The sequence below is a fragment of the Flavobacterium sp. CBA20B-1 genome (genome assembly GCF_028473145.1).
Lineage (GTDB): Bacteria > Bacteroidota > Bacteroidia > Flavobacteriales > Flavobacteriaceae > Flavobacterium.
This window is the reverse complement of sequence record NZ_CP092370.1, coordinates 1,189,265-1,212,085: the sequence shown is the minus strand read 5'-3', so window position 1 is coordinate 1,212,085 and position 22,821 is coordinate 1,189,265. Positions and strand designations below refer to the sequence as shown.

At 36.9% G+C, this 22,821-nt stretch carries 22 protein-coding genes; 12 read left to right on the top strand and 10 right to left on the bottom strand.

The window, feature by feature from the left end; genetic code table 11:
* Nucleotides 1-51 precede the first annotated feature (51 nt).
* Complete coding sequence (gene ctlX / locus MG290_RS06020) at nucleotides 52-990, top strand: citrulline utilization hydrolase CtlX (RefSeq protein WP_264562940.1); 939 nt, start codon at nucleotides 52-54, stop codon at nucleotides 988-990.
* A 61-nt stretch (nucleotides 991-1,051) separates the two neighbouring features.
* Here ctlX and MG290_RS06015 read toward each other — a convergent pair whose 3' ends face one another.
* Nucleotides 1,052-1,672 (bottom strand): MarC family NAAT transporter, encoded by a 621-nt coding sequence (locus MG290_RS06015; protein ID WP_264562939.1) that lies wholly within the window; start codon nucleotides 1,670-1,672, stop codon nucleotides 1,052-1,054.
* Nucleotides 1,673-1,757: 85 nt separating this feature from the next.
* Between MG290_RS06015 and MG290_RS06010 the strand changes: the two genes are divergently transcribed.
* Both MG290_RS06010 and MG290_RS06005 read left to right on the top strand, forming a co-directional pair.
* A complete protein-coding gene (locus MG290_RS06010) occupies nucleotides 1,758-2,744 on the top strand; it encodes an LLM class flavin-dependent oxidoreductase (RefSeq protein ID WP_264562938.1) in 987 nt (328 codons plus the stop codon).
* A 1-nt stretch (nucleotide 2,745) separates the two neighbouring features.
* Nucleotides 2,746-4,530 (top strand): hypothetical protein, encoded by a 1,785-nt coding sequence (locus tag MG290_RS06005; protein WP_264562937.1) that lies wholly within the window; start codon nucleotides 2,746-2,748, stop codon nucleotides 4,528-4,530.
* Nucleotide 4,531: 1 nt separating this feature from the next.
* On the opposite strand, the gene murI is transcribed toward MG290_RS06005, so the two are convergent.
* The 8 genes from murI to MG290_RS05965 all read right to left on the bottom strand — a co-directional run bounded on the left by murI (nucleotide 4,532) and on the right by MG290_RS05965 (nucleotide 12,951).
* A complete protein-coding gene (murI, locus tag MG290_RS06000) occupies nucleotides 4,532-5,311 on the bottom strand; it encodes a glutamate racemase (RefSeq protein ID WP_264562936.1) in 780 nt (259 codons plus the stop codon).
* Nucleotides 5,312-5,379: 68 nt separating this feature from the next.
* Nucleotides 5,380-5,889: an OmpH family outer membrane protein gene (locus MG290_RS05995; protein ID WP_264562935.1), complete on the bottom strand. Its 510-nt coding sequence runs from the start codon at nucleotides 5,887-5,889 to the stop codon at nucleotides 5,380-5,382.
* Between the two features lie 63 nt (nucleotides 5,890-5,952).
* Complete coding sequence (locus tag MG290_RS05990) at nucleotides 5,953-7,068, bottom strand: OmpH family outer membrane protein (RefSeq protein ID WP_264562934.1); 1,116 nt, start codon at nucleotides 7,066-7,068, stop codon at nucleotides 5,953-5,955.
* 28 nt (nucleotides 7,069-7,096) lie between these two features.
* Nucleotides 7,097-9,883: a BamA/OMP85 family outer membrane protein gene (locus MG290_RS05985; protein ID WP_264562933.1), complete on the bottom strand. Its 2,787-nt coding sequence runs from the start codon at nucleotides 9,881-9,883 to the stop codon at nucleotides 7,097-7,099.
* A gap of 12 nt (nucleotides 9,884-9,895) precedes the next feature.
* On the bottom strand, nucleotides 9,896-10,636 hold the full coding sequence (locus tag MG290_RS05980) for an isoprenyl transferase (protein ID WP_264562932.1): 741 nt from the start codon (nucleotides 10,634-10,636) through the stop codon (nucleotides 9,896-9,898).
* A 1-nt stretch (nucleotide 10,637) separates the two neighbouring features.
* Nucleotides 10,638-11,327, bottom strand: a complete 690-nt coding sequence (gene porG / locus MG290_RS05975; RefSeq protein ID WP_257498254.1) for a type IX secretion system protein PorG — start codon at nucleotides 11,325-11,327, stop codon at nucleotides 10,638-10,640.
* A 75-nt stretch (nucleotides 11,328-11,402) separates the two neighbouring features.
* The gene (locus tag MG290_RS05970; protein WP_257498255.1) at nucleotides 11,403-12,287 is read right to left on the bottom strand and encodes an NAD kinase; all 885 of its coding nucleotides are present in this window, start codon (nucleotides 12,285-12,287) and stop codon (nucleotides 11,403-11,405) included.
* Between the two features lie 7 nt (nucleotides 12,288-12,294).
* Nucleotides 12,295-12,951 carry an acetoin utilization protein acuB gene (locus MG290_RS05965; RefSeq protein ID WP_264562931.1) on the bottom strand — a complete coding sequence of 219 codons (657 nt, stop codon included), beginning with the start codon at nucleotides 12,949-12,951 and terminating at the stop codon, nucleotides 12,295-12,297.
* Between the two features lie 86 nt (nucleotides 12,952-13,037).
* On the opposite strand from MG290_RS05965, the gene MG290_RS05960 reads away from it, so the two are divergent.
* From MG290_RS05960 to clpX, 8 genes are all read left to right on the top strand, one after another.
* On the top strand, nucleotides 13,038-13,751 hold the full coding sequence (locus tag MG290_RS05960) for a pyridoxine 5'-phosphate synthase (protein WP_264562930.1): 714 nt from the start codon (nucleotides 13,038-13,040) through the stop codon (nucleotides 13,749-13,751).
* An 8-nt stretch (nucleotides 13,752-13,759) separates the two neighbouring features.
* Complete coding sequence (locus MG290_RS05955; protein ID WP_264563185.1) at nucleotides 13,760-14,521, top strand: alpha/beta fold hydrolase; 762 nt, start codon at nucleotides 13,760-13,762, stop codon at nucleotides 14,519-14,521.
* A 131-nt stretch (nucleotides 14,522-14,652) separates the two neighbouring features.
* Entirely contained in the window at nucleotides 14,653-15,903 is a 1,251-nt protein-coding gene (locus tag MG290_RS05950) for an OmpP1/FadL family transporter (RefSeq protein WP_257498259.1), read from the top strand.
* 9 nt (nucleotides 15,904-15,912) lie between these two features.
* Nucleotides 15,913-17,466, top strand: coding sequence for a G-D-S-L family lipolytic protein (locus tag MG290_RS05945; protein WP_264562929.1), 1,554 nt, complete (start codon nucleotides 15,913-15,915; stop codon nucleotides 17,464-17,466).
* 14 nt (nucleotides 17,467-17,480) lie between these two features.
* Nucleotides 17,481-17,822, top strand: a complete 342-nt coding sequence (locus tag MG290_RS05940; RefSeq protein WP_264562928.1) for a phage holin family protein — start codon at nucleotides 17,481-17,483, stop codon at nucleotides 17,820-17,822.
* Between the two features lie 100 nt (nucleotides 17,823-17,922).
* Nucleotides 17,923-19,245, top strand: coding sequence for a trigger factor (tig, locus tag MG290_RS05935; RefSeq protein WP_264562927.1), 1,323 nt, complete (start codon nucleotides 17,923-17,925; stop codon nucleotides 19,243-19,245).
* Nucleotides 19,246-19,332: 87 nt separating this feature from the next.
* The gene (gene clpP / locus MG290_RS05930) at nucleotides 19,333-20,040 is read left to right on the top strand and encodes an ATP-dependent Clp endopeptidase proteolytic subunit ClpP (protein ID WP_257498263.1); all 708 of its coding nucleotides are present in this window, start codon (nucleotides 19,333-19,335) and stop codon (nucleotides 20,038-20,040) included.
* A gap of 5 nt (nucleotides 20,041-20,045) precedes the next feature.
* Complete coding sequence (gene clpX / locus MG290_RS05925; RefSeq protein WP_264562926.1) at nucleotides 20,046-21,278, top strand: ATP-dependent Clp protease ATP-binding subunit ClpX; 1,233 nt, start codon at nucleotides 20,046-20,048, stop codon at nucleotides 21,276-21,278.
* A 138-nt stretch (nucleotides 21,279-21,416) separates the two neighbouring features.
* On the opposite strand, the gene MG290_RS05920 is transcribed toward clpX, so the two are convergent.
* Nucleotides 21,417-21,809 (bottom strand): hypothetical protein, encoded by a 393-nt coding sequence (locus MG290_RS05920; RefSeq protein ID WP_264562925.1) that lies wholly within the window; start codon nucleotides 21,807-21,809, stop codon nucleotides 21,417-21,419.
* 282 nt (nucleotides 21,810-22,091) lie between these two features.
* On the opposite strand from MG290_RS05920, the gene MG290_RS05915 reads away from it, so the two are divergent.
* Entirely contained in the window at nucleotides 22,092-22,358 is a 267-nt protein-coding gene (locus MG290_RS05915) for a phage integrase N-terminal SAM-like domain-containing protein (protein WP_264562924.1), read from the top strand.
* Nucleotides 22,359-22,821 lie beyond the last annotated feature (463 nt).

The window sequence follows — 22,821 nt, the reverse complement described above, 5'->3', positions numbered from 1 at the left end:
AAAGTTATGTAACGTTTTAAACCTTTAACTTTAAACGTTAAACAAAAAAATATGAGTCAACAAGCAGCAAATACCGTATTAATGATTCGTCCGGTGCAATTCCGTATGAACGAACAAACGGCAGTAAATAATTATTATCAAAAGAAATTAGAAGGATTAACCCCGGCAAATGTAAACCAAAAAGCTCAGGAAGAATTTGATGGATTTGTAGAACGTTTACGTTCGGTTGGTGTAAACGTGGTGGTGGTAGATGATACCAAAGAAACCGATACGCCTGATAGTATTTTTCCAAACAACTGGATTTCTTTTCACGACAATGCCGAAGTGGTTTTGTATCCCATGTTTGCAGAGAACCGCAGATTAGAACGCCGCGAAGATATTTTGGATATTCTGGAAGAGAAAGGTTTTAAGATTAACGAAATAAACGATTACACATCGGCAGAAGAAGACAATATCTTTTTAGAAGGAACCGGAAGTATGATTATCGATCGGGAAAATGCTAAAGTGTATGCCGCATTATCGCCTCGTGCAGACGAAGAGTTGATTATTGAGTTTTGCGAAGACAACGATATGCACCCGGTGATTTTTGAAGCATATCAAACAGTTGATGGCAAACGTTTACCCATTTACCATACCAATGTTATGATGAGTATTGCCGAAACTTTTGCAGTGATTTGTGGCGATAGTATCGATGATAAACAAGAGCGCAAATTGGTGGTGAATAGCCTGAAAGAAGACGGCAAAGAAATTATTTATATTACCGAAGACCAAGTAAATCACTTTGCAGGAAACATGTTGCAGGTTGAAGGAAAAGACGGGCAACTGTATATGGTAATGAGCACACAGGCTTACGAAAGTTTAACCGATGCTCAGATTAAAGCCATAGAAAAGCATTGCGCTATTCTCCACGCACCGCTTTATACTATTGAAGCTTGCGGCGGCGGAAGTGCCCGTTGTATGCTGGCGGAAGTGTTTTTACCTCAGGAGTAAAATAAAGTTTATAAATTAAAACGCATTGAGCAATCAATGCGTTTTTTATGTATATACCTTCTTAAATTTTAAAGATAACAAGCAGCGAATTAATAATGTATTGAATACCAATTGCCAAAACCAAGAAACCAATAATTCTTGAAATAGCAACGATACCAGCTGCTCCCAAAAGTTTAGATATATAATTGGCGCTCCTTAAAATTAAGAATACAGTTATCGCTACTGCCAAAATAGCAGCAACAATTAAAAGTTTGTTCATTAGTTCAGGGTTGTCTTGCTCCATCGCAATTAATAACGACATAGAACCCGGACCTGCCATCATAGGAATTGCGAGCGGAGTTAAAGCAATATCGTTTCGTTGTTGGGCATCATCGGCCACTTTTTTATTTACACCTCTGCGTTTACTAAAACTGCCAGATAAAAGGCCAAAACCTGATGAACAAATAACCACACCACCAGCTATTCGTAGCACATCGATGCTAATTCCGAAAAAATTTAAAATTATTTTGCCAATAAAAAACGAAATAACCAAAATAATGAATACATTCACCGAAGCCCAAAAAGCGGTTTTGTTTTTAATTTCTTTAGAATCATCTTGAGTCAATCCAAGAAAAATAGGAACAGAACCCAATGGATTAATTACCGAAAATAAAGCTGCAAATGTTATTAAAAATAGATCCATACAATGAAGGTAGAAAGATTTTTTAAAGCTAAAAAATAAAATCAAATTACAGTTTAAATAAATTGAGTATTTTTATAAAAAAAATATGAACTATTCTTTTCTTGATTTAGTTTACGTTAAAGAAAATCAAACGGTTCAGCAGGCATTCTACGAGCTAAAAACCACTTCGCAAAAGGCAGATGCGTTGGGGTTTACACGTTATTGGCTTGCCGAACATCACAATATGGAAGGTGTGGCTAGTAATGCTACATCGGTTTTGATGGGATATGTAGCCGCAAACACGCAGAAAATCAAGGTTGGGTCAGGTGGTGTTATGTTGCCCAATCACTCGCCTTTGGCTATTACCGAACAATTTGGAACCTTGGCGCAGATTTATCCCAACAGAATTGATCTAGGCTTGGGAAGAGCACCAGGAACCGACGGACTAACTGCGCAACACATGAATGAAAACTTTATGAAAAATGTACACGAGTTTCCAAAAAATGTGTCCGCAATCCAGCAATATATTTCTGCCGAAAACACCGAAGCTAAAGTACGTGCATATGTTGCAGAAGGAACCAATATTCCTGTTTATATATTGGGTTCCAGTACCGAAAGTGCCGTTTTGGCTGCTGCTTATGGCTTGCCCTACGCTTTTGCATCACACTTTGCACCACAACAATTGGGAGCGGCTTTTAAGTTTTATACCGATGAATTTCAACCAAACAGCGGAATAGCATCACCTTATAAAATAGCTTGTGTAAATGTAATTATTGGTGAAACAAACGAAGAAGCGAAATTGCAAGCTTCCACTTTTTATAAAATGTTTTTAGGATTGATTCGCAACCAGCGCTCTAAAATGAAACAGCCCAATCTAGATTTTTATAATGATTGGTCAGTGGTTGAAGAAGCGCAGTTAAGCCAAATGACCGCAGGAAGTTTTATTGGTGATAAAGAAACTGTGGCTCGAAATTTGCAACAATTCATCGAACGTTATAAAATAGATGAAATTATGATGTCGTGCCCAATATATTCGGTAGAAAAACGTTTGTATTCTATGGAGCAATTTGCTTCAATTATTTCTAAAATTTAAAATGAAAAAAATATTTATATCTATTAGTTGTGCTTTTACCATGGTAGCCATACAGGCAAAACCAATGTTGTCTTATGTCAATGAAATCAATTACAACAATCCTTTGGTTATTGTGAATGGTTATAAAATTCGCTATGTGGATTATGCCAAGATAAAAGCCGAGTACATTGAAAGTATTGTAGAATTAGAACCAGAAGATGCGGTGGAAGTGTTTGGCGAAATCGGAAGTAATGGAGCCATTATCATCAAGTTGGTGGATAGTTTTAAATCGTTTTCTGTTGAAGGAGCAAAAATTGATGACCGCCTTATTGAAAAAGTAGCTTTTTATGCAGAACAAGCCAAATTGCAAGAACAAGCCCGATTAGAAGCGGAAGCCAAAGCGAAGAAAGATGCCGAAGAAAAAGCTCGACTAGAAGCAGAAGCAAAAGCAAAAAGAGAAGCCGATGAACAAGCCCGATTAGAAGCCGAAGCTAAAGCAAAACGAGAAGCAGAAGAAAAAGCTCGATTGCAAGCGGAAGCAGATGCCAAAAGAGCAAGCGAAGAACAAGCCCGATTAGAAGCAGAAGCCAAAGCGAAGAAAGAAGCTGATGAACAAGCGCGATTAGAAGCAGAAGCCAAAGCAAAACGAGAAGCCGAAGAAAAAGCTCGATTAGAAGCAGAAGCCAAAGCGAAGAAAGAAGCTGATGAACAAGCGCGATTAGAAGCAGAAGCCAAAGCAAAACGAGAAGCCGAAGAAAAAGCTCGATTAGAAGCGGAAGCCAAAGCTAAAAAAGAAGCCGAGGAAAAAGCTCGATTAGAAGCCGAAGCCAAAGCTAAACGAGAAGCAGAGGAAAAAGCTCGATTAGAAGCGGAAGCCAAATCTAAACGAGAAGCTGAAGAAAAAGCACGATTAGAGGCAGAAGCTAGAGCTAAAAAAGAAGCAGAGGAAAAGGTTCGATTAGAAGCGGAAGCCAAAGCTAAAAAAGAAGCTGAAGAAAAAGCCCGATTAGAAGCAGAAGCCAAAGCAAAAAGAGATGCAGAGGAAAAAGCCCGATTAGAGGCAGAAGCCAAAGCAAAGAAAGATGCAGAGGAAAAAGCTCGATTAGAAGCAGAAGCCAAAGCTAAACGAGAAGCTGAAGAAAAAGCCCGATTAGAAGCGGAAGCTAAAGCTAAACGAGAAGCTGAAGAAAAAGCGCGATTAGAGGCAGAAGCCAAAGCTAAAAAAGAAGCCGAAGAAAAAGCCCGATTAGAAGCAGAAGCCAAAGCTAAAAAAGAAGCCGAGGAAAAAGCTCGATTAGAAGCGGAAGCCAAAGCTAAACGAGAAGCAGAGGAAAAAGCCCGATTAGAAGCAGAAGCCAAAGCTAAAAAAGAAGCCGAAGCCAAAGCTAAACGAGAAGCAGAAGAAAAGGCTCGACTAGAGGCGGAAGCTAAAGCAAAGAAAGATGCAGAGGAAAAAGCTCGATTAGAAGCGGAAGCCAAAGCTAAACGAGAAGCTGAAGAAAAAGCCCGATTAGAAGCAGAAGCCAAAGCTAAAAAAGAAGCCGATGAAAAAAGAAATCAGGCTTTGAAAGAGGTGGAAGATATGAAAAATAAGGAAGCTTTAAATGCTGATTTTATTAATAAACTGGAACAAGATTTCAAGAAAAGTATTAATAATCCACGTATTAAAAAAGTTTTGATCGAAGGTAAAGAGGTGACAAAATCGGAAGCACTTAAATTGAGTGTTTTTGATGTTGAAACATCTATTATTACTTTTGATAAAGTAAATGGAGACGGAATTCTAGAGATTAAATTAACTAAGAAATAAATCAGAATACTAGCAATTCAGCAGTACCAAATGGGTGAATAAAACTTTGCATAACAGCCACATTTTTTGTTGTGTAAAATTTTGTATTGCCCATTTTTTTATCGGTTTTAAGTAAATTGTTTGCTTCTAATATGCGGCGGGTATGTTTTGCAACTGCCTCTCCAGAATCAATAATTTTTATGTTGGAAGGAAGCAATTTGTTCAAAATGGGTTTCAGGTAAGGGTAGTGGGTACAGCCCAAAACTAAATGATCTATTTTAGCTTCAATCATAGGTTGCATATATTCTTTTAAAAGTAGCTCTAGTTCGGTTGAATACAAACCTCCTTCTTCAATAATCTGAACAATTTTATATCCTATTTGATTAATAAAAGTAACGTTTGGGTATAAAAGTTGAGCTTCACTGTATTTTTTACTTAACAGCGTTCCTTGTGTTGCCAACACACCCACTTTGCCAGTTTTTGTGAGCATTGCTGCTGGTTTTATTGCAGGTTCTATGCCAATGATTGGTACTTCAAAAGTGTTTCGCAATTCGGCAATTGCATTTGTTGTGGCAGTGTTGCACGCTACGATAATTATTTTTGCACCTTGTTCTATAAGCCAAGCAGTATTTCTTTTAGAAAGTGCTATTATTTCTTGTTTTGTTTTTTGACCATAAGGTGCATTCATGCTATCGCCTAAAAACAATGTGTTTTCATGGGGTAGTAGATGGTGTACGGCTTGCCAAACAGTGGTGCCGCCAATTCCCGAATCGAATAAGCCAATAGGTCGCGTATCATTCATATAAACAAAAGTAAAAAAAAACTACCTAAAAAAATTAGGTAGTTTTCATGTTATTTCTAAAAAAGGGATTAATTTATTTTTAATTCTTTTTTAACTTCTGCCATTAAATCTGGACCATCTGCTAAGATTACTCCCGAACCAATAGTAGAATCTAAAACATATTTGTAACCTTTTGCACGAGCTACTTTGTGGATCGCTTGTTGTGCTTTTGTTAAAATTGGTTCAGATAAAGCCAATTCTTTTTTACCCATTTCTTGTTGTGCATTTTGTGCGAATAAACTCATACGTTCTTCCATTTCCTGCATTTCTTTCATACGGGTTTGGTTCAATGCGTCACCTGCTGTTGCTGCCTCTGCCTGGTATTTTTGACCTTTGGTTTGGTAGTCTTTTTGCATGGTTTCCAATTCTTTTTTGTATTTTTCTTGCAACTTTGTTAATTCGTCTTTTGCTGCTTTAGATTCAGGCATTAACGGAATTAACTCTGATACATTAATGTGGGCAACTTCTTGTGCTTGTGTAGCTACATTAAAACCTACAACCATTATTGCTGCCAAAAACAATTTTCTTAATTTTCTCATTTTTGATTTTTAATTTAATTGAACTTATAAAACCTTCGCGAAGGTACTTATTTTTTTTAATTTTTATTTATTTTTCTTACGCTCTTCTATTTCTTTTAAACGCTTTTGCCTTTCTTCTTCTGCTTTTTTCTTGCGATCTTCAATAAGTTTTTTACGCGCCTCTATAGCTTTTGCTTTTTTCTCAGCCGCTTCTTTTCTGCGTTGTTCTTGCTGCGCTTTTATTTGTTGTACGCGCTCTGACACAGGTTTTGAAGTCGTAGAAGTGCTTTGCTGTGTTTGGTTGAGTGCTTGCTCTCTGCGTTTCAATGCTTCTTCGCGCGCTTTTTCTTTTGCCAAACGTGCTTCTTCTTGTTTTTTAAGAATTTCCGCTTTGCGTTTTTCTATTTCTTTAATTTTTTCTTCTCTGATACGTTCGCGTTCTGCTTTAGCTTTTTCTATTCTTTCTTGAATTTCGCGGCGTTTTTTCTCTTCAGGTGTTTCCGTTGGAACTGGTTCTGCTGCTTGTGCATTTTGCTGCGAAAGTTGCTCCTTTTCTTCTTCTAGCAAACGTTGACGTTCTTCCAATTCATCGCGTTTGGAGCGCTGGCGTTCTTTAATTTCGTTTTGGCGTTCGGCCAATTCTAACTGTTCAATTTCTTTTTTGGAAAGTTTGCTTTTGTTTCGTGTTATTTCTAATTTTCGAATCACCTGATCGGATATTTCATCAGCAGAATTCACATATAACAAAGCAGCTTCACTACTTGCCGATTTATCAATCACTGAAGAATACCTTTTTCGTTTTGCTATTTCTTCAACAATTGTTGAAATTTGATCTTGAAGCGGCTTTGCTAAATTCAATTTTTGTTTGAAATAATCGCCGTCTTTACCAAATTTTTCATGTTGAAAGTCTAAAAGCTCTTTTTCGATAATTTGGATGTCTTCTTCTTTTTCATCAATCAATTGCTGGGTGAGCAAAGGGCGTTCCACGTTTAATTGATCTTTTAAATCTTTTATTTCCTTTTTTTTACGTTCAATAACTGCTTCCCATTCAGCAGTACGTTTCTTTAATTCTTTATTTGCTTCCTCGTATTCGGGCATTTTACTCATAATAAAGTCTGAATCGATATAAGCAATTCGACCTTTTTGAGCATATCCAAAACTGCACAAGCAAACAAGTAAAATAGAAACTAATTTTTTCATATAATATATTTATTCAAAATGTGTGCCATTAAAATTGCTGGCCCAATATAAAGTGCGTTTGCCAGCCACCTTTTTCGTTACGACCCGGAATTTTATCGAATCCATAACCAAAGTCAATACCTAACAAACCAAACATTGGCATGTGTACACGAACACCAGCACCTGCTGAGCGTTGCAATTTGAATGGATTGTAGTTTGCAAAACCTTCATAAGCTGCTCCTGCATCAAAGAAAGTTAAAACATACGCACTCATTTGTCCTTTTAATGATATAGGATAACGTAATTCTAAGGAGAATTTATTGTACACAGTACCACCAACTTCTCTTTCATACCCCAATTCATCGTCGTATCTGCTTGGGCTCAGTGAGTTATCGGTATATCCACGAAGGGCCACATTTTCTCTTCCGTCCATTGCATTCATCATCATTCCGCTTCCTCCTAGATAAAAACGCTCAAACGGGATAATACCACGGTCGTTGTTGTATGCACCCAAGAAACCAAATTGTCCTTGTGAACGCAACACCAATTTATCAAACAATGTGGTGTACCAATCGGCTTTAAAGTTGATTTTATAGTATTCTAACCAATTAAATTTCTTTTGGTTTATTTTATCTTGATCTACACGGGCATCGCGGTAATCTGTTACAGGCATTCCGTTTTTATCTAGATAAGTACCCACTGGAATATCTGCTCCGGTTACAGGATTTGTTTGCACGCTTGTGGTTTTGTATTTATATTCTTCCATATTTTCTAAATTCTTGTAATCTACATTGTTGAATAAAGAATATGGTGCGGTAAATTTACCCGAAACACTTAAGAAAGCACCCGATTGTGGATAAATTGCTGGCATGATACCTCCGCGGTTGTCACGTGAAAGTTCAATGGTGTAAGCTAAATTGCGTGATGAACCATTTTTAAAAGCAAAAAAGTTTGAAAAATAGTTGTTCAACTCATAGTATTGAAAACTTAATGAGTGAGACAATGTAAAGGCATCATCTGGTACCAATAAGCGTTTTGCCATACCCAAAGTAGCAGTTGTAATGTTCAAACCTTGACTTCTGTCTATATCTCGTGTTCTGAAGTTAAAAGACTTTTGGCTGGTATAAGAGATCGATCCAAACAATGAAATAGGGCGGCGACCACCAAACCACGGCTCAGAAAAACTTAAACTGTAGGTTTGAAAATAGGTGGCTGCTTGCAAGCGCAACGACATTTTTTGTGCATCACCCATTGGGAATGGTTTATAGGCTTCTTTATTGAAAAGATTTCGAGCAGAAAAGTTATTGAATGATAAAGCCAATGTACCAATAAAGGTTCCACCACCGTAACCACCTTGAACTTCTACTTGCGATTGACCGTTTTCCACTACAGGATAATCCACATCTACGGTTGCGGTTTCAGGATCGGCATTTTTTATATCGGGGTTTAGTGCCGATGCATCAAAAATACCCATACTACCTAAGCGGCGTATTGTTTCGATTAAATCGGCTTTAGACCATTTTTGTCCGGGTAAAGTACGCAATTCACGAAGAATAATGTAATCGTGGGTTTTGTCGTTGCCCGAAACGGTAACGTTGTTAAAATGTGCCACCGGACCTTCAAAAATACGCACATCAAAATCAATGGTATCGTTGTTGGTAGCGGTTTCGATTAAGTTTACTTGCGACCATAAATATCCTGCGTTTTGATACACGTTTTCTATATTCATCGCGTCAGGGTTTGTAGGATCTTTTACGCGTTTTTCCAACAAAACACCGTTGTAAACTTCTCCTTTTTGCATACCTAATAAGTTACGCAAACCTTGACTTGTATATTCACTGTTTCCAATAAAACGAATGTCGCCAATGTAATATTTTTTTCCTTCTTCTAAATCAATATCGATAGCAACTGTGTTTTTCTTTGCATCATACGTTGCTTTTTCAGAAATAACTCGCGCGTCTCGGTAGCCTTTTTCTTTGTAAGCATTGATAATGTTTGCTAAATCGTTTTTATATTCGTTTTCAATAAACTTAGAAGGTTTAAAGATTCGCAGTGGGTTTAACGGACTTCTTTGCTTGGTTTTTTTCATTGCTTTGCGCAATTTTGCATCACTAAGCTGGTTATTTCCATTAAAATCGATATCTGAAATACGCACTTTGCTGCCTTTGTTGATATCAATCAATAAATCTGCCGTTTTTTTATCGCTATGTAATCGTCTGCTAACGGTAACTTTTGTGTTGTAAAAACCATCTTTGCGGTATTTATTGGTAAGATAGTTTTTTGTGGTCGATATAAGGTTGTCGTTGATGATTTTTCCTTCAACGATTTTTATTTTTTTGTCTTCTTTCCCTGCAGTGGTTGATGTTGCAGGTATCGCTAATTGTAAATCTTTTAGAATTTCTTCTTTTTTAGATTTTTTGATACCTGTTATTTGAACATCTTTTAAACGAGGTAATTCGTTTAAGTAAATTTCTAAATTCAACACATCGCCCTCAATCGAAGATTCATACACATTGATGTCACTAAAATAACCGGTTTTCCATAATTTTTTAATGGCATCCGAAATTTCTTCACCAGGAAGGGTGATTAACTGACCTTTTTCTAAACCAGCATAGGTAAAAATGGTAAGCTCGTTAAAATGATAGTTACCAGTAACCTTAATGGTTCCTAAACGATATCTTTTAGGAGCATCTGGGTTTGTTTCAGAGTTGGGGTTTACTGTTTCTTTTGCAGCATCATTGGTGTTTGTGGTGTTGTTTACTGTTTGCTCTTGCGCATTTGCAACAGCAAAACTTACTAATAATGGAAAAAGGTATTTTAATTTTTTGCGATGCATTATCTTTAAAAATTATTTATTGATTTGTTCACTTGTTTTACCGTATCGGCGTTCGCGGTTTTGGTAAACCTCTAGTGCCTGAAAAAGATGCTCATTAGAAAAATCGGGCCAAAGCACATCGCAAAAGTACAGCTCTGCATAGGCAATTTGCCACAGAAGAAAGTTACTTATGCGTTGTTCGCCACTTGTTCTAATCAGCAAATCAACATCGGGTAAATTATGGGTGTAAAGATGCTCATTAATAATAGATTCATCAATAGCATCAATCGAAATTATATTATTTTTAACTTTGTTACAGATTTCTTTAGTGGCTTCAATAAGCTCATTTCTAGAGCCATAGCTTAAAGCTAAGGAAAGTGTAAGGCGGTTGTTGTTTTTGGTTTTTTCTAAAACTTCTGTTAATTCTTTACGAACATTATTAGGTAAAAGATTCAAATTGCCAATTGCATTTAGTTTTATGTTGTTTTTTTGTAAAGTTTTTACTTCTTTTTTTAATGCCTTTACTAATAATTTCATAAGCATATCTACTTCAAATTGTGGCCTGTTCCAGTTTTCTGTAGAAAAAGCGTATAATGTTAAAAAAGGAATTCCCAAACGGGTGCATTGCTCTACCACACGCTTAACAGCTGTTGCACCATTTTCATGGCCAATTGTTCTTAAAAAGCCTTTTTGTTTTGCCCACCTGCCATTTCCATCCATTATAATAGCCAGATGTTGAGGTAATTTTTCGGGAATTATCGTGTGTTCTTTCATTTTATCTTGGGGCACAATAGCAAGGGTTTTTACCAAACGTATAGGAAAGGCTTATACCTGAAAAAACATACCAATCGTTGCTGTTTGTATTTCCAAACGCAGCGATAGTGGTGGACGGGTTTGCAGGATTGCTTCCATCTAAATTATCAGTAAACGCATAACGGGCACCTACTTCGGCACTAATTACAAAACGTTTGTTTAGTAAGGCTTTCACACCTAAAGTTACAGGCAGTGCCAACGCATATTCGGTGTCTTTTTCAATTTGTCGGTTAAAGTTGTTAAAATAGGTTTCTTTATACGAAATACCCGCAATACCAGTGTGTACATAAGGCGTAAAAGCAAACCAATCATTGTGCAAATCAAACTCAAAAAAATTGAATTCTAACCCGAGCATTAATTCGTTTAGGTTGTTTTTAGTAGTTAAATTTCGCGCTTGTCGCAAGGGCATATCCGAATCGGCATCTTTGCCCGAAATGGGCATATAGGTGTAGTTGATTCTCCAAGAATGCCTTGGACTGCGGTTCCATCTGTATTGAAAACCATACGCCATATCGGTTGGGTTAATGTATGTTGTTGATCCAATATCGCCAATATAATTGGTTGCACCAACAGTTGGCCCAAGTTCGTGAATTTGACTCTGAGCGGTACAAGCACCTAAAATAGTTAATATGGTAAAAAGTTTTCTTTTCATTGTATGGATAATTTGCAAATATACTAATGTAAACGAATATATTTTAAATTTATGGTGCATTTTACAAAATTGGGGCTAATTTCTTTTGTCTTCACCCCACAATAATTTACTCCTTAAGGTTCTTAAAAAAGTTACCGAGGGAAATTCTACCATGTTTACAGTATGGTTTGCCAATGCAATTTCAATTTCGGAATCGTTGCTTATTGCAGCCATTTCAGAATCTAACGATAATAAAAATTGCGTTTCTCTACTGCCAATTTTCATTTTAATTTTACTGCGGTCGTTGATGATTAACGGACGGGTTGTTAAATTATGCGGGGCAATAGGTGTGATTACTAAACAATTACTATCGGGTGTTATAATAGGTCCTCCACAACTAAGGTTGTAACCGGTGCTTCCTGTGGGAGTTGATATTATGATACCGTCTGCCCAATAAGTTGCTAAAAATTCATTGTTGATATAGGTTTCCACTGTGATCATTGAGGTAGAGTTTTTTCTGGTCACTGTAATTTCGTTCAATGCAAAATTCACGTTGAATTTAGAAGTCGCTTCATTCGGTCCATTTAGCTGCAACAATGTTCTTCGTGACAAGGTATATTGATTGGAAAATAAAAGCGGAATTAAAAAATCAATCGCTTCTTGCTGCACATTGGCTAAAAAACCTAATCTACCTGCGTTTACACCCACTATAGGTATGTTTTTGCTTTTCACAAAGTTTGCAGCTCGCAACAACGTTCCATCGCCACCAATACTTACAAAGAAATTGGTGTCGTCATCAATATCAGTATGCGATGAAAAGGTTTCGTAAGAAAAGTTTAAAACATTGTTTTCTTTTAAAAGTTGATAAAAATCTTTTTCAAAAATAACAGTGGCATTGTGGGCTTTCACCGCACGAACAATTTTTTCTACAATTTCTTTATAATTGGGTTTGAAATTTTGTGCGTAAATGGCAAATTTCATATACATTTTAAATATTTAAAAATTTATCTAAATAAGCCGAACGGTCTTTTAGTTCGTTTAAATAAGAATCTTGGTTGTGTTCTGAAACAATTTCATAGCCAAACCGGCGAAATGTTTGAATGATTTCGTTGATATTTCCTGCAGACGCTTTTATGGTGATTTGCGCGTTATTGTTTTTCATTTCCGATACAAAAACACCCAACAGTTTGCAATTGTTGGTTTCTACAATCTGTGCAATTTCGCTAATGCTGTAATCCAAATAGTGTTTTTCTACCACAATTGCCAATCCGGCATCTTTCATAAACGGGGTTTCGTTGAAAAAAGGCAGCACATCTTCATACAACACATATCCTATATATAGGTTGTTTTCGTTTAAAACAGTGAGTAAATTGCAATCGAATTGTGCAAATTTTTCAAGTGTTTCAAACCAACCTGCGTCTTCTCTCACAAAATAAGGCAAAAGAGAATAGCGGTAATCGCCCACGGCTTTTGTTTTAGACGGGATGATATCAACTGTGGCAATAGACCCCATATAAACGCCGTTTTCAACCACCGGAAAATGGCTGTATTGGTTTTCTTCCGAAAATTCGAAAACATCTTCAAATTTTGTTTGGAACGAAAAAGGTTTCGGTTTTTGCTTTATAAGATTTTCTATCGATTTCATATCAAAAAAATTCATTGCAAAATAATTAAAATAATCGGTTTTACACCCAATTTACTTTGTATTTTTGTTGATAAATTACTTTTTAAATGACAAAATTATCTGTAAATATCAATAAAATAGCCACCTTGCGGAATGCACGCGGTGGTAATGTTCCCGATTTATTAAAAGTAGCTGCCGATGTGCAAAGGTTTGGAGCACAAGGCGTAACCATTCATCCAAGACCCGATGAGCGCCATATTCGCTATCAAGACGCACGTGATTTGGTACATGTGGTGCATACCGAATATAATATAGAAGGAAATCCTATGGACAATTTTGTGGATTTGGTATTGGAATGCAAACCCACGCAAGTTACTTTAGTGCCCGATGCTGTTGATGCCATTACATCTAATGCTGGTTGGGATACTGTAAAACATCAAGCGTATTTAAAAGAGGTGATTGCCGAATTTAAACGAAACGGTATTAGAACTTCGATTTTTGTGGATCCGGTTTTGGAAATGGTAGCAGGTGCTAAAGAAATAGGAACCGACCGTATTGAATTATATACCGAAGCTTTTGCACACCAATATGGCTTGGGAAATTTTAAAGCAATTGAGCCCTATACTAAAGCTGCCGAACTAGCAAACGAATTAGGGTTGGGAATCAATGCCGGGCACGATTTAAGTTTGGATAATATTGCATTTTTCAAACAACATATTCCTGGTTTGTTAGAAGTTTCCATAGGGCATGCATTAATTTCTGAAGCGATTTATTTGGGATTAGAAAATGTGGTGTGTTTATACAATCAAAAATTACGATAATGAACGATATTTTATATGCAAAAGTAGAAGGCAAGGGAACACCATTGTTAATTTTACATGGTTTTTTGGGAATGAGCGACAATTGGAAAACTCTTGGAGGCAAATATGCAGAGAACGGTTTTGCAGCACATTTGCTAGATTTGCGCAATCACGGGCGCAGTTTTCATTCCGATTTATTCAATTATCAGGCAATGGCTGCAGATGTGGTTGCTTATTGCAAAGCCCATAATTTAGAAAAAATAGCTATTATTGGGCATTCTATGGGCGGAAAGGTTGCTATGTATTTGGCTGTAATGCATCCTGAATTGGTTGATAAATTGTTGGTTGCCGATATTGCTCCTAAGTATTATGCACCACACCATCAAGATGTGATGGCTGCTTTAAACGCAGTTGATTTTTCTAACAATCCTTCGCGAAACCAAGTGCAAGAAACCATCGAAAAGTATGTAAACGAACCCGGAGTGGTGCAATTTTTAATGAAAAATGTGTATCGGGTAACTCCTCAACAATTGGGTTTTCGTTTTAATTTAGAAGTCTTTAATAAGAAGGAAGATGCAATAGGAGAGGCGTTGCCAGCCGGAACTGTTTTTGATCAACCTACTCTTTTTTTGAAAGGAAGTGCATCGACCTATATAACAGAAAACGATGAAGTTTTAATAAAAAAACACTTTCCACAGGCAAATATCCAGACTGTTTCTAACGCAGGGCATTGGTTGCATGCCGATAATCCGGACGAATTCTTTGATAAATCAATGGTTTTTTTAAAATAATATGCGTGCATAGTATTGAAATGTGTATTTAATTAACAAAAAATTAAGAATGTGATAATTTTCTGAACAAGTTTTTATGCTTTTGTAAAATGTTTTATATTTGGAATACTAACATTAATAAAAGTTTAGTTATGAAGAAAATTTTATCTATTTCTTTATTGTCATTAATAGCAGCAAATTCGTTTGCTGGTGGCTACCGCATTAGTATGCAAGGTCAGCGCCAATTAGCAATGGGTCACACCGGAGTTGCTGTCATTGGTCAAAATGCCGAAAGTTTGTTTTTTAACCCTGCCAGTGGTACGTTCTTAAAAAGCAAATGGAGCTTTTCTGCAGGAGCCACTGCGTTGTTTTCAAACGTAAAGTTTCAGAACTCTTTATACAATTGGTCTAACTCCTCAGATAATATGGGAACTCCCTTTTATTTATACGGAAATTATCAGGTTTCTGATCGATTTTCTGTGGGATTAGCTGTATATACACCTTACGGAAGTTCTGTGGAATGGAAACAAGATTGGCCAGGGTCGCATTTAGTGAACAATATCGATTTACAAGCTATTTTTGTACAGCCAACTGTATCCTACAAAATTACAGATAATATTAGCCTTGGTGCTGGTTTGATCTATGTAAATGGTGCAGTAACCTTTAATAGAAACCTTTCACGCAGTTTGGTTGACGAAAACGGAAACCGTTCTGATGTTACCATCGATGCACAAGGTGTTAGCGCTTGGGGATACAACGTAGGGCTTACTGCTCGCTTAGACGATTATGTTACCTTTGGAGCAAATTACCGCTCACAAATTGACATGAAAGTGGAAGGTGGCGCTGCTAATTTTAATGATTTACCAAGTTTCTTAAGCAGCACCTATCCCAACGGAAAATTCGATGCAACCATGCCTTTACCAGCCGAGTTAACTATTGGTTTTTCATACCAAATCAACAATAAATGGTTGGCAGCAGTTGATTATAACTACACCTTTTGGAAAGCCTATGACAATTTAGTGATTGAATTTGATAATCCGCAAATAGGCACTTCTGTCAACCCAAGAAATTATAAAAGTTCAGGAACAATCCGCGGAGGAATGCAATTTGCACCATCGGAAAAATTTTCAGCACGCGTAGGTGGATACTACGATATATCGCCTGTTCAAGACGGATATTTTGCACCTGAAACACCAAGAAATGATGCAATTGCCGGAACATTAGGTTTTACTTACCAAGTGTCGCCTAAATTTGGAATTGACTTTGCTGCAAGTGCTTTACACTTTAAAGAAACTAAAAATTCTTACGACCACTACATAGAAGATGGTACGCATGTTTCATTTGGTGGAGACTATCGTTCTGCAGCTTATTCTTTAGGTTTAGGTTTATCGTATAACTTTTAATTGAACATCATGAAAAAATATCAATCAATATTATTAGCAGCTTGCGCTGTGGGGCTTGTTGCCTGTGAGCCAGAATTCGACAACGAAGTTTCAAATGCAAGCTATTCAAAAGGCGAGGCCGATTTTTCAAGTTATGTAGCTCTGGGAAACTCACTCACAGCAGGTTTTATGGATGGAACCATGTATCGTTCTGGTCAGCAGTATTCTTTTCCTAATTTGTTGGCAAAGCAGTTTGCTGTTGTAGGCGGTGGTACTTTTACCCAACCATCTTTTGGTGATGACACCAATGATTTAGGTGGATTGTTGTTTATGGGGCAAAAAATTGCAAATACCCGATTAATTCTAAACATGTCGGCTGGTGGCTCTGAAAATTTAACTGGAACTCCAACAATCGAAGTAAGCGAGCTGCAAGCAAAAGCTTACAACAACATGGGTGTTCCATTAGCAAAGTCATTTCACCTATTGGCACCTGGCTATGGAAATTTGGCAAATATGGCATCAGGAACTGCAAATCCTTATTTTGTGCGTCATGCAACCAGTCCAAATACTACCATTTTGAGTGATGCAATGAGTTTAAATCCTACATTTTTTACCAATTGGATTGGGTCAAACGATGTATTGTCATACGCAACCTCGGGTGGTGTAGGCGTAAATCAAGAAGGAAACTTAAATCCGGCTACCTATGGCAGTAACGACATCACTGATCCGCAAGTGTTTGCGTCGGCTTACAGCACCATCATCAATACCTTAACAAGTAATGGTGCAAAAGGTGTGGTTGCAACCATTCCTTATGTAACTTCTATTCCGCATTTTACAACTGTTCCATACAACCCTTTAACGGCTGAAGCTTTGGGCGGACAAACAGTGGTGAATCAATTAAACACCCAATTGTTTGGTCCTGTGAAGCAAATTTTAACAGCAGCAGGCCAAGGAGATCGTATTCAGTTGTATTCATCAACGGGCCAAAACCCGTTATTAATTGCAGATGAAACTTTAACCGACATGTCTGCAATAATTACTGGAGCTTTAATTGCAAACAATGTTCCGGCACAACAAGCAACAGTAATTGGTCAGGTTTTTGGAAAAGCACGCCATGCAACACGAAATGATTTATTTGTACTAGGAACAAGCGGTGTAATTGGCGAGGCAAGTGCATTACCTGCTCCGTTTGATAAATTAGGAGTAACTTTTCCTTTAGAAGATAAGTATGTGTTAATTCCTTCTGAACAAGAAAATATTAAAGAAGCAACCGATAAGTTCAACGATATTATTTGGTCAACCGCGCGTTCAAAAAAATTAGCTGTTGCCGATATGAATGCCATTATGCGTTATTTAACAACCGGTATTCGTTTAGGTGATGGACAATTTTATACAGCAAACTATTTCAACGGGCAAAATGTGAATAAAGTATTGTTTTCTTTAGATGGAATTCATCCAAATCCTCGTGGATACGCTTTTGTAGCAAATGAAATTGTGAAAGTTATCAACGAACATTACAAAGCACAATTGCCTTTAATTGTTCCTGGAAATTATCCTGGGGTGACCATTAAAGCATCCAACTAAAAAATAAATAAGCTATGAAAATGATAATCAATTTAATCGTAACAGCAGTAATTGTTTACCTGCTTGCAAACTTTCTGCCGGGCGTTCATGTAGATGGTTTTGGTTCATCAATAATAGTGGTTATTGTATTGGCGTTGCTCAATTTTTTAGTAAAACCCCTTTTACAATTAATAGCTATTCCCATTACTATTTTAACCTTGGGGCTGTTCTTATTTGTGATTAACGCATTAATCATTATGCTGTGCAGCTATATCGTAGGAGGTTTTCATGTAAATGGCTTTTTTCCCGCACTATTATTCAGTTTGGTTTTGTCTATTGTGCAATCAATTGTAGGCGGATTAATGAATAACGATTAATTTTTACTAATAATTAATATTCAATTATTTAAAAATTTGATTGGCTTGTAAAAATAATGTATTTTTGCAAGCCAATTTTAGTTAGAAAATAAAATTTATAATGAATATCACAAGAAATAATGTAGATGCTTTAAACGCAGTTATTACAATTGATGTAGCAAAAGAAGATTATGCAGCAAAGGTGGAAAACGTTCTAAAAGATTATAGAAAGAACGCAAATATACCAGGATTCAGAAAAGGACAAGTGCCAGCTGCATTGGTAAAAAAACAATACGGACAAGCAATAATGTTTGACGAAGTAAACAAATTGTTGCAAGAAAGTTTAAGCAATTATTTGAATGACGAAAAGATTGATATTTTAGGAAATCCACTTCCAGTGGCTAAAGATATCAATTGGGATGCAGATACATTAAGCTTTGATTTTGAATTAGGCTTAGCGCCAGAATTTACCGTTGATTTAGCTGCTGCTAAAAACGCTACAAAATACCAAATTGTGGCCGACGAAGAAATGGTAAACGAGCAGGTGGAATATATTCAAAAGCAATACGGAAAGTTGGTTTCTAAAGATAAAGTAGAAGAAGGCGATGATATTCGTGTGAAAGTTGCCAACACAGCAGAAGGTATTGAAAATGAAACAACCTTCAATGTTTCCAACATTAGAACCAAAACCAATCAAAAGAAATTTATCGGTAAAAAAGTAGGCGATGAGGTAACCGTTTCTACAAAAGGTTTATTTGAAGACGAACATAAATTGATGGATGTTTTAAAAGTAGATCACGATAAAGTCCATGGTTTAGATGTAGAAGTGACATTCACCATTGAAGAAATTTCAACACAAGAAAAAGCAGCATTGAACCAAGAATTTTTCGATAAATTGTTTGGCGAAGGAAAAGTAACTTCTGAAGACGAATTAAAAGCACGTATCAAAGAAGATGCAGAAAAACAATTTGCACAGCAAGCCGATCAAAAATTCATGAACGATACGGTAGAAGCTTTGGTTGAAAACACCAAATTCGATTTGCCGAAAGAATTTTTAATTAAATGGTTGCAAACAGCAGGTGAAACCACTTTAACAGAAGAGCAAGCGCAAGAAGAATATGCTAAATCTGAAAAAGGATTGCGTTACCAGTTAATCGAAGGTAAAATTATTACCGATAATAACTTGCAAATCACATTCGATGAAATTAAAGATTACACTTCAGGTTTAATCAAAGATCAAATGGCGCAATTTGGTCAGTTAGAACCATCAGAAGATGATGTAACCAATATTGTATCACGCGTTTTATCGAACCAAGAAGAAGTAAAACGTATTTCAGAACAATTGATGAACGAAAAAATGATGAAATTGTTTGCTGAAAAGGTGGATGCTAAAACAAAAGAAGTAACTTACAAAGATTTTGTTAAAGAGGTTTACGGAGAATAATTTTTAGCAAAAAAACAAGTATATTTGAGCGTCGAACAAAAAGTTTCGACGCTTATTTTTTATAACAATTTTTTAGAAAGAAATAATATGAAATACGGTAAAGACCCGAAAGCTACGCACGAATTTGCGCAGCAATTTAGACAATATGCTACCAAGCACCACAAAGTAAACAATTTGTATTACGACAAAATGATTACTGCTATGACACCCGCAGCAAGCATGACGCCATATATCATCGAAGAACGCCCAATGAACATAGCGTCTATGGACGTGTTTTCGCGTTTAATGATGGATCGTATCATTTTCTTAGGCTCAGGTGTGGATGATTATGTAGCAAATATCATTCAAGCACAATTGCTGTTTTTAGAAAGTGTTGACGCATCAAAAGATATTTCCATCTACATCAATTCACCAGGCGGAAGCGTTTATGCTGGTCTGGGAATTTACGATACCATGCAGTTCGTGAAACCAGATGTAGCAACAATTTGTACCGGAATGGCAGCATCAATGGGAGCAGTATTGCTATGTGCTGGTGCAGAAGGCAAACGTTCGGCATTGCCCCACTCGCGAGTAATGATTCACCAGCCATCGGGTGGCGCTCAAGGTGTTGCAACCGATATGGAAATCAACTTAAAAGAAATGTTGAAATTAAAAGAAGAACTGTATCAAATCATTGCAAAACATTCCAATCAACCGTATGACAAAGTATATAAAGACTCAGAACGCGATTATTGGATGCGTGCAGACGAGGCAAAAGAATACGGAATGATTGATGAAGTTTTAATAAGAGAATAAGTAGAATGAAAGAAGGATATAGCTGTTCTTTTTGCGGAAGACCAAAAGCCGAGACCACTATTTTAATTGCAGGAATAGATGCACATATATGCGAAAACTGCGTGGAACAGGCTCACGGAATTGTTCTTGAAGAATTAAAAGCGCAAAACGGATCAGGATTGTCTGATGAGGTTTTATTGAGAAAACCACAGGAAATCAGAGCATTTTTAGATCAATATGTAATAGGTCAGGAACAAACCAAGAAAGTATTGGCAGTAGCCGTTTACAACCACTACAAGCGTTTGTTGCAACAAGATTCCAAAAACGATGTTGAGATTGAAAAGAGCAACATCATCGTGGTGGGGCAAACTGGGACCGGAAAAACTTTGGTTGCCAAAACCATTGCCCGTATGTTAAACGTGCCATTGGCTATTGTTGATGCAACCGTTTTAACAGAAGCAGGTTATGTGGGCGAGGATGTGGAAGGAATTCTCACAAAACTATTGCAAGCAGCCGATTACGATGTGGAGAAAGCGCAAAGAGGTATTATTTTTATCGATGAAATTGATAAAATTGCCCGCAAAAGCGACAATCCATCCATTACCCGCGATGTGAGTGGAGAAGGAGTGCAGCAAGCGTTGTTAAAACTTTTAGAAGGTTCTGTGGTGAATGTACCACCAAAAGGCGGAAGAAAACACCCCGACCAGAAGTTTATCGAAGTAAACACCCACAATATTTTATTCATTGCAGGTGGTGCTTTTGACGGTATTGAACGAATCATCACCAAACGCTTGAACTTTCATGCCGTAGGTTTTGGTTCATCAAAGGATAACGAAAAAGCCGATAAAAACAATTTATTGCAATACATTATTCCAAAAGATTTAAAAGATTTTGGATTAATTCCTGAAATTATAGGTCGTTTACCCGTTTTAACGCACATGGATCCGCTGGATCGCGACACCTTGCGTTCCATTTTAACAGAACCTAAAAATGCTTTGGTAAAACAATACCAAAAACTTTTTGAAATGGACGGCGTATCGCTGACATTTACCGAAGATGCGCTTTGGTACATTGTGGATAAAGCATTGGAATACAAATTAGGCGCACGTGGATTGCGATCGCTATGCGAAGCCGTTTTAACCGACCCTATGTATGATTTACCAGGCTCTGACCAAACAAGTTTTGAAATTAACCAAGACTTTGTTAAGCATGCTTTAGACAAAAACTTAATGAAGCGATTGGCTTTAACAGTTTCATAAAAAACAAACCCTTTCAGTTTTTTGAAAGGGTTTGTTTTTGAGTAAAAGGAGTTTTTTTTTATTGTTTTGTTGATTTTCAGAAATTGGGCGTTGTGCAATGGTTGCCTGTGTTGGTGGCTGTACTTTTTCTGGGGGAGCTTACAGAATTTCGTCAGAGTATGGTTTGTCGCCTGTCAGTTCAGTTTCTTCAAGAGCGTCTTTCAAGTTGTCTTTTAGTTGCCAAACCCAAAATTGTTTTTCGTTCCAACCGTTAAAAAACAAGTCCCAATATTTGAACTGTTGATTTTGTCTAACGGTAAAGTCTATGTCGTGTTTTTTAGCAATGCGTTTTGCAAGTCGTCCGATTTGTAAGTTTATAGGACTAGCTGGCAATTTTGCTTTTACGCCTAAAATCCGTCCGACTTGGCTTGCATATGCTTTATGTCCGTCAAAAGAATAAATTGTCTGAAAAACAGCTAAGTCGTCAGGTCGTGTTACTTCGCTATCTTGCAATATTTCTAAAAATTGTTCTTTCGTTAATTCTGTCGCCATTGTTTGTTCGGTGTCGGGTCATTAAACTTACAGCTAACGGTTCGGGGCTCTGCGTTCGGGCGGGTTTCGGAGCACAAAGTTTCATTTTATTACTAAAGTTCAATTGAAAAACTACTGTTGAATTTTGCAATTCAGCCCCGCTTTTGGTAATACCTTGTTGAACTAAACCTCCGGTAGCTTTCGTTGCGATGATATTCGTACCTTAGTATTTATTAACGATTAAATAATTGATACTATGGTAACTAAAAAAAATCTCCGGAAGAATTAAGAGCGAACAAATATTTGAATCGCGCTTGTAACGAAATTAATGGTTTTTCTGAACTTCTGCAACGTTTTGAGCGTAATATTTCTATTTTAGGACGAAGTAAACGCACTTTCGAAAATTATTCACGTAATGTAGCTGCAATGGCGCTTCATTTTGGATCTTTTCCAACCCAATTAGATCCTGAACAGGTTAAAGATTACCTCTTTGAACTCCAACAACGCTCTAAATCTCCTTCACAATCGTATTTTAAACACATTGTTTACGGACTAAGGTTGGTAATTTGATTACGTTACACGTTTTTTTTGCAAAGAGATCCGCCAAAAGTATATCTTATCGAAAATACACTTGCTTCTGTGAATTAACTTTTACGGGTAAGGGAACTTGTGTTTCATTGCATCGAAAAATCGCATAAAACAACATACATACACAAGTTCAACTATAAAAAAAAGCAGTAATGGCAAAATTACTGCTGGTATATTTTAAAGCTACACTTCGAAAACTCCATAATACATAAAGCTACTCCGGTGAGCCTGTCCTGAGTTTATCGAAGGGTTCAACGGGCTTTACTTCACTTGTTTATTATTTGTTTTGGTGTTCAGTGATTTTCAATTCATCTCATGCCCTCCGGGCAAGACGAAAGCTTAGTTATTACCGGCTGGTGTTCTGTCGTCTGTGTCTAAAAACCATTGTCAGTATTGAATTTATGTGTCATTGTCTGTGTCGGGTTGTGCGTGGTTTTTTTTATTT